Below are 6,113 nucleotides of genomic sequence, written 5' to 3' on the forward strand. Positions count from 1 at the left end.
GGCGGCATCGCGTTCGCCCTCAGTTACGGTCCAGGCATCGAGAACCTCTGCCAACTCAGCTTCAGCTTCGGCGGCCCGTCTATTGGCGTCCGCTACGCCAAGGTCTGCGGTCCGAATGATGTCACCTGCAACAGTTCGGACTGTGCGAACGAAGTGGTTCAGAACATCTTCGGTGGTCGCGGCAAGAATGTTGGTCAGTTCGGCTTTTGCCTCGCAGGGGATATCCATCGCAGGCAAATTGGCCGCGGCCTCCCGGCGCCGCTTCCAAGCGCGGTGTTTCTTGTAGAACTCGCCATTGGCCGTGAGCCCCAATAGCCCAGCGATCTCATTCGGGAGCATGTCGGCGGGAAATTCGCCGTTCTGCTCCACGTAAGCGTCGAGCAGCTTGTCGAAGGCCGGATTGCGGACCCAATCTTTACTTTTTTTCATTGTTCCATACTCGCTATTCGCGAGGTGGATGATCCTATGTGACCTGCGAGACCTGCGAGACCTGCGAGACCTGCGAGACCTGCGAGACCTGCGAGACCTGCAAAGGACCATCGAACCGCGCATCATCATGGGACGCCGTCGCTGACCAGCGGGGCGCTTTGGTTCGATGATGATCGCGGTTAGGGTGCTGACCAGCCTTGCGGCGGATGGCAGAGTTGTCGCACCAATTTTGAACGTTCGGCGACCACACCGTGAGATATTGCGATCGCGCGATGACGTGATGCCATCGTGATGACGATGCTCATGAGGGTGGCGAGGACTGATTCCAATCGGCGAAACCGGGTAGGCCCGCGGCGACGCAAGATCGCTTGGCCTTCGAGCATATCGGCAGCAGCGGCAAAGAGATGCCCGAGCGCCTCCAACGCAGTATCTGAGATAGACGCGGAGTCTCCATCTCCTTGCGTAACCGAGTTTGCTTGATTGCTCATGCTCTCATTATAGCGCGTATTGCAGAAAACGCCAAGTAACCGGAACACAACGGTTAGCCGCTCAATTCGAGCGCAGCGATTTTGTTTGAGATATGAGCCCAACCGCGGGGCAGCTTGATACGAAATTAAAGACACTGCAGCCGATGTCTTGAGCTGATCGCATGATCGACCATCCATTTTTCCGCATAAGGAAAACGGACGAGCAGACGCTCGCTCGCCTAGGGTTGGGAAAACTTAGATTCCGCAACCCGCTGGCGCCGCGGCGAGGATGAAGTGGGAAGGGAAAAGGCCTACGCCCAGCTTCGTCCTCATTGTTGATAACCAGTGAGGAACACCGAAATGACGAATACCGAAAAACCCACACCTCTACCGGGTGAGGACGAACGGACCCGCCTACTGCATCGCATCCAACCACTATCCGATTGGCCGACGATAGACGATCCGGTTGAGCCACTCACCGTCGTCGCCGCCATCGATGTCGAAACCGATGGGCTCGACAGCACGGAAGATTTCGTCATCCAAATCGCCGTCGCACTGATTGAGGTGGACGCGCAGGGCCGTATCGTTCGCATCATCGGCAAGGGACAGGGCACTCAAGATCGGGGTCGGCCGCTGCCACTCCGGATCAAGACGCTGACGGGGCTCACCGACGAGGCGCTTGCTGGCACGCAGATCGATGTGCCGAAACTGACCGCGTTCACCGGCCGAGCGCAGGCCATTTTGGCGCACAACGCTGGCTTTGATTCTGGCTTCTGCCGGCGGCTCCTGCCCGGCATCGCACACCTGCCCTGGATCTGCAGTTTCCGCGATGTCGATTGGCAGCAGCACGGATTTGATGGCGCCAAGCTTGGACACCTGCTGATGCAGCAGGGTTTGTTCGCTCCCACCGCGCACAATGCGATGGCGGACGTAGAGGCGACCATCAACCTTCTCGCCAGCGAACTGCCGAACGGCAAGACGGTGATAGCCGAAGCGCTGGAGACCGCCCGCACACCTACGGTCCGCGTGGATGCCGAGAACGCGCCCTACGCACAAAAGGGCGAGTTGAAGCGGCGCGGATACCGCTTCGATTGGGGCAAGAAGGTCTGGTGGATCGAAGTGTGCGAGGAGCAAGCAATCTACGAGGTATCATGGCTGCAGCGCACGATGCCCAAGGTCCGGCCCGTCCAGACGCCTGTCACCTGGCACAACCGGCACTGCTGATCGCGAAGGGAATAGGCAGGGTGCAGCCGCATGGCGCACCCGGCCTATCTGCTGAGGATCGAAGGGGAATTTGAGCTGAGGTTCCGAAAAAAAAATGGCTCCGGCCGAAGAGGCCGTCACCCAAAGCGAAAACAAGGAAATACCGATGAACAACGCTACCCCCGCGGTCACCGCGCGGCTCAAGTCCTCGATGGCACTGCGCAAGCAGATGGGCATGCCGCTCAACGCCGTCGCCAGTGATGCCATCACCTTTGCCAGCCTCGATGCGCCCAGCGAGCCAATGTTGCGGGCGATGGCTCGTAAGGCCCATGTGGAGCGACAGGATGCGGTCCTCGCGCTTTATCGCGATCGGCATGTGGAGGATCCGCACACGTTCGTGCTAATCTACCGCACAGCGACCAGCATCGAGGTCCTGCAGGTCGATCCGGTCGATCCCGGCAAGACCCAACCGCTGGTGTTGGTCACCGAGGCCAGCGGCCGCGTGTTCCAGGTCGATGAGCGCGGTGTTGTGCGCGAGCGGATCGGCTCCACCCTGGTCGCCGACAAGCGCAATCGCGCCCGGGCGCTCAAGCGTATTGCCAGGGAGGCAAAGGGAATCGAAGCCGATCCCACTTGGGAGGCCACCCATTTTGGCCTCAAGCGTGGTGCCGTCGATCTGACGACGGTCACATCGATGCACTGACCCTCACCACCACCAGAACCCACAGCAGCAGCGGGCGGCATCCTTCGCAGGATTGCCGCCCGCTCTGCGTTTGAAAGACCAAACAATGAACGAATATCCCAACCACGTGGTTGCGCTGGCGGTGGTGCGCCACCCCAGCGAGCCAGCAGATCGCGGTCAGCCACCGCGGATTTACAGCATCGGCGCGTTTACCTGCGAGCGCCTAACCGACTGGGAGGCGCGGTTCACCGAGACCCACGTTGCCTTTGCCTCGGACGACCCGTCGTGTCTGCCGCTCGCGCATGTAAAATCCTTGCTGCGCCGCGACAGTCACGTCGTGACCTGCGCGCCAGCCGAGCGGCACACGAGCAGGCGAACCCGCAAGGATCTCGATTTCCTGCTTCCCGGAACCGAGGAACTTCCCAGAGCACGCCGCCGCATCTTTCGGGCGTCGGATGAGAGGCTTTCCCAACTCGGCTGGCAGTTCGACCTCGAGCTCAACCACGAGGACGCCACCGTGCTCCAACAGGCACGGTCTGCAGCTCGCAGGGCGCAAGCCGCCTGGCTGACCAGCGTTGCCGCCACGCATGATCTGCCGACCAAGTCGGCCTTACTGACATCCTATCGCGCCTGGCGAATAATCCAGAATGCAATGCCTATACGGTTTTGAGTGGAGAGGTTTTCGCCAATGACGGCGGAAAGGAAAAAAGTAGTTATGACAAATAGTTATATCGCAATCGATTGCGAGTTCAGCTGGGATGAGGCCCTTCATCAGGCCCATCTGTCCTTCGACCCCACATCGAAGAAGCACGCGACGGCCGTAAAGAGAGTGATGGCTGCCAGCGCCTTCGAATTCTCGATCGATGACGAAGGGCGGGTTTCGACCGGCCCGGTGGTTTCCTGGAATGAGTTCGATTGGGGTGGCGAGAAGGCGGTGATTGAACAGCTGTTCGATTATCTGCGTGCGCGTCCATCTGGCGCCGTGCTCAGCTACGGCGGATTGGCGGTGGACATCCCCGTGCTGCTGCTGGCCGCCATGGAATACGGAATCCGGCTTCCCGACCAGTTGCTCGATCAGCCCGGGCGGCGAGGTCCGAGGCCGCATGTCGATTTGGGTCTGCAGCTGAAGGGAGGCGGTAGGACCTGGTCGCATTTGAGCCAGGTGCTTTTGAGGATCGGCGTGCCGGTCGAACTGGTTCGCGACAAGCCATCGGTCCTGCGACCCTGCCAACCGAAGGCGTGGCAGAATCTCGCCGATCACGTTGAGCTCGACGTTCTGCTGCTCGCCATCGCCAAGGTGGCTTGGCGGGTCAGCCAGGGTGCGCCAGTCCTTCGGCTTGAACCAGCGATCATTGCGTTGATCGGGGGATTCCTCCGACAACGTCGTGACCATCGCGCAGCGTCGTTGCTGCGGAAATATGCCGCGGACCTCGAAAACCGATACGGCGCACAGCTCGCTATCGCGGCCTGAGCTTTCGCGCGGCGATGCCATTGACCTGTGGAGTGGAGTCCCAGTCGCTGGCATCGCCGCGCCATTGCCGTTAGCCTCAGATTTCGACAGGGGGAGCGTAAGTGCCAATACTCGACTGGATGAGCCGGAGCGAAGACATCCTCGCCGCGGCAAAGGTGCCATATCGTATGCTTGAGGCCATGCCGGACCTCGATGGCGGCAATGGCGATCCGGCAAACATGCTAATCGAGGGTGATAACCTCAATGCGTTGAAAGCCCTGCTACCTTTCTATGGTGGGCAGGTGAAGTGCATCTACATCGATCCGCCCTACAATACACGTAGCGCCTTCGAGCATTACGACGATAATCTCGAGCACGCGCAGTGGCTGGCGATGATCTACCCCCGCCTAATTCTGCTGCGGGAATTATTGGCAGAGGACGGAAGTATTTGGGTTTCGATCGACGACCATGAAGGCCACTATCTTAAGGTGATTATGGACGAAGTGTTCGGTCGGAAGAATTTCGTGGCCCACTTCGTTTGGCAGCGCACGCCAACCCGTGAAAACCGAACTGACGTTTCGGATTCGCACGATACGATTCTTCTGTATGGCAAAAACAGAAACGAGTGGGGTGAAATCCGCAACCCGTTGCCGCCCTCCCAGGAGCAATTGGACCGATATCAGAATCCCGACGACGATCCCCGCGGTCCATGGGCATCCTTGCCTGCTCATGCAAAGGCCGAGAAGGGGCGCAGGCAAGCCCAATTTTTTACGGCGACGACCCCAAGCGGACGCAAGATTGATCCGCCGAACGGTCGATGCTGGTTGTATACCGAAAAACGCTTCCAAGAGATGGTCGACGACAATAGGATCTGGTTCGGTCAGAATGGATCGAACGTGCCACGCGTTAAGAAATTCCTTTCTGAAGTTCAGACAGGTTTGGTTCCTACGACTTGGTGGCCGCATCAAGAGGTTGGAACCACTGGAAAGGCCAAGGCTGAGATTACTGCACTATTCCCTGATGACGTTCCCTTCTCCACTCCAAAGCCTGAGCGTCTTCTTGAACGGATAATCCATATCGCCACCAACCCTGGCGACCTTGTCCTAGACAGCTTTCTCGGTTCTGGGACTACAGCAGCTGTTGCCCATAAAATGGGTCGAAGGTGGATCGGCATCGAGATGGGCGGCCATGCTGAAACTCATTGCAAGCCGCGGCTCGACAAGGTGATCGACGGTGAAAAAGGGGGCATCTCCGAAGCAGTTGAATGGAACGGCGGCGGCGGTTACCGCTATTACCGCTTAGAGCGTTTTCCACAGCGTCTGAATCGATGGGGATTCCATCTGCAGCCGAGTTCTGATTCAAAATCCGTGCTGGTGAAGGAGGCCAGCATGGATGGCCAAAGCACTATCGCAGGATTTGCGTGATCGGGTCGTTACGGCGATTGACGGGGGTCTGAGCCGTCGCGGGGCTGCGGCGCGGTTCGGAGTAAGCGTGTCGAGCGCGATCCGCTGGCACCAGCTTGCACGCGAGCATGGGCGCGCAGTGGCCAGGAAGCCAGGCGGTGACCAGCGCTCATCGAAGACCGAGGTCCATGCTGAGCAGATCATGGCGCTACTGGAGAAGCAAGGCGACATCACCCTCGCCGAGATCCAGTCCGGTCTTGCCGATCGTGGCATCAGCGTTGGGATCGGCACCTTGTGGCGGTTCTTCAAGCGTCACGGAATCACGCGTAAAAAAAGAACGGGCACGCGATCGAGCAGGACCGTCCCGACGTCTTGAGGCAGCGTCGGCAGTGGTTCAACGGACAGCTCGATCTGGAGCCGGAGCGCCTCGTGTTCATCGACGAGACGTGGACTGCCACCAACATGACCCGCAGCCACGG

6 protein-coding genes and 1 pseudogene are annotated in these 6,113 nt (G+C 59.3%); 6 read left to right on the top strand and 1 reads right to left on the bottom strand.

Annotated elements, in window-relative coordinates; genetic code table 11:
* A partial coding sequence (locus ACEW8G_RS02875) for a hypothetical protein (protein WP_373486941.1) occupies nucleotides 1-429 on the bottom strand: 429 nt, incomplete at its 3' end.
* Nucleotides 430-1,256: 827 nt separating this feature from the next.
* Here ACEW8G_RS02875 and ACEW8G_RS02880 point away from each other — a divergent pair.
* From ACEW8G_RS02880 to ACEW8G_RS02905, 6 genes and pseudogenes are all read left to right on the top strand, one after another.
* Entirely contained in the window at nucleotides 1,257-2,120 is an 864-nt protein-coding gene (locus ACEW8G_RS02880; RefSeq protein WP_373486942.1) for a 3'-5' exonuclease, read from the top strand.
* Between the two features lie 94 nt (nucleotides 2,121-2,214).
* The gene (locus tag ACEW8G_RS02885; protein ID WP_373486943.1) at nucleotides 2,215-2,802 is read left to right on the top strand and encodes a hypothetical protein; all 588 of its coding nucleotides are present in this window, start codon (nucleotides 2,215-2,217) and stop codon (nucleotides 2,800-2,802) included.
* An 85-nt stretch (nucleotides 2,803-2,887) separates the two neighbouring features.
* A complete protein-coding gene (locus ACEW8G_RS02890) occupies nucleotides 2,888-3,451 on the top strand; it encodes a hypothetical protein (protein ID WP_373486944.1) in 564 nt (187 codons plus the stop codon).
* 45 nt (nucleotides 3,452-3,496) lie between these two features.
* Complete coding sequence (locus tag ACEW8G_RS02895) at nucleotides 3,497-4,252, top strand: hypothetical protein (RefSeq protein WP_373486945.1); 756 nt, start codon at nucleotides 3,497-3,499, stop codon at nucleotides 4,250-4,252.
* A gap of 101 nt (nucleotides 4,253-4,353) precedes the next feature.
* Nucleotides 4,354-5,655 (top strand): site-specific DNA-methyltransferase, encoded by a 1,302-nt coding sequence (locus ACEW8G_RS02900; protein ID WP_373486946.1) that lies wholly within the window; start codon nucleotides 4,354-4,356, stop codon nucleotides 5,653-5,655.
* Nucleotides 5,624-6,113 (top strand): annotated as a pseudogene (locus tag ACEW8G_RS02905) (IS630 family transposase); the annotation flags it as partial. The gene ACEW8G_RS02900 and the pseudogene ACEW8G_RS02905, both read left to right, overlap by 32 nt.

The sequence above is a fragment of the Blastomonas sp. genome, assembly GCF_041747255.1.
Taxonomy (GTDB): domain Bacteria; phylum Pseudomonadota; class Alphaproteobacteria; order Sphingomonadales; family Sphingomonadaceae; genus Blastomonas.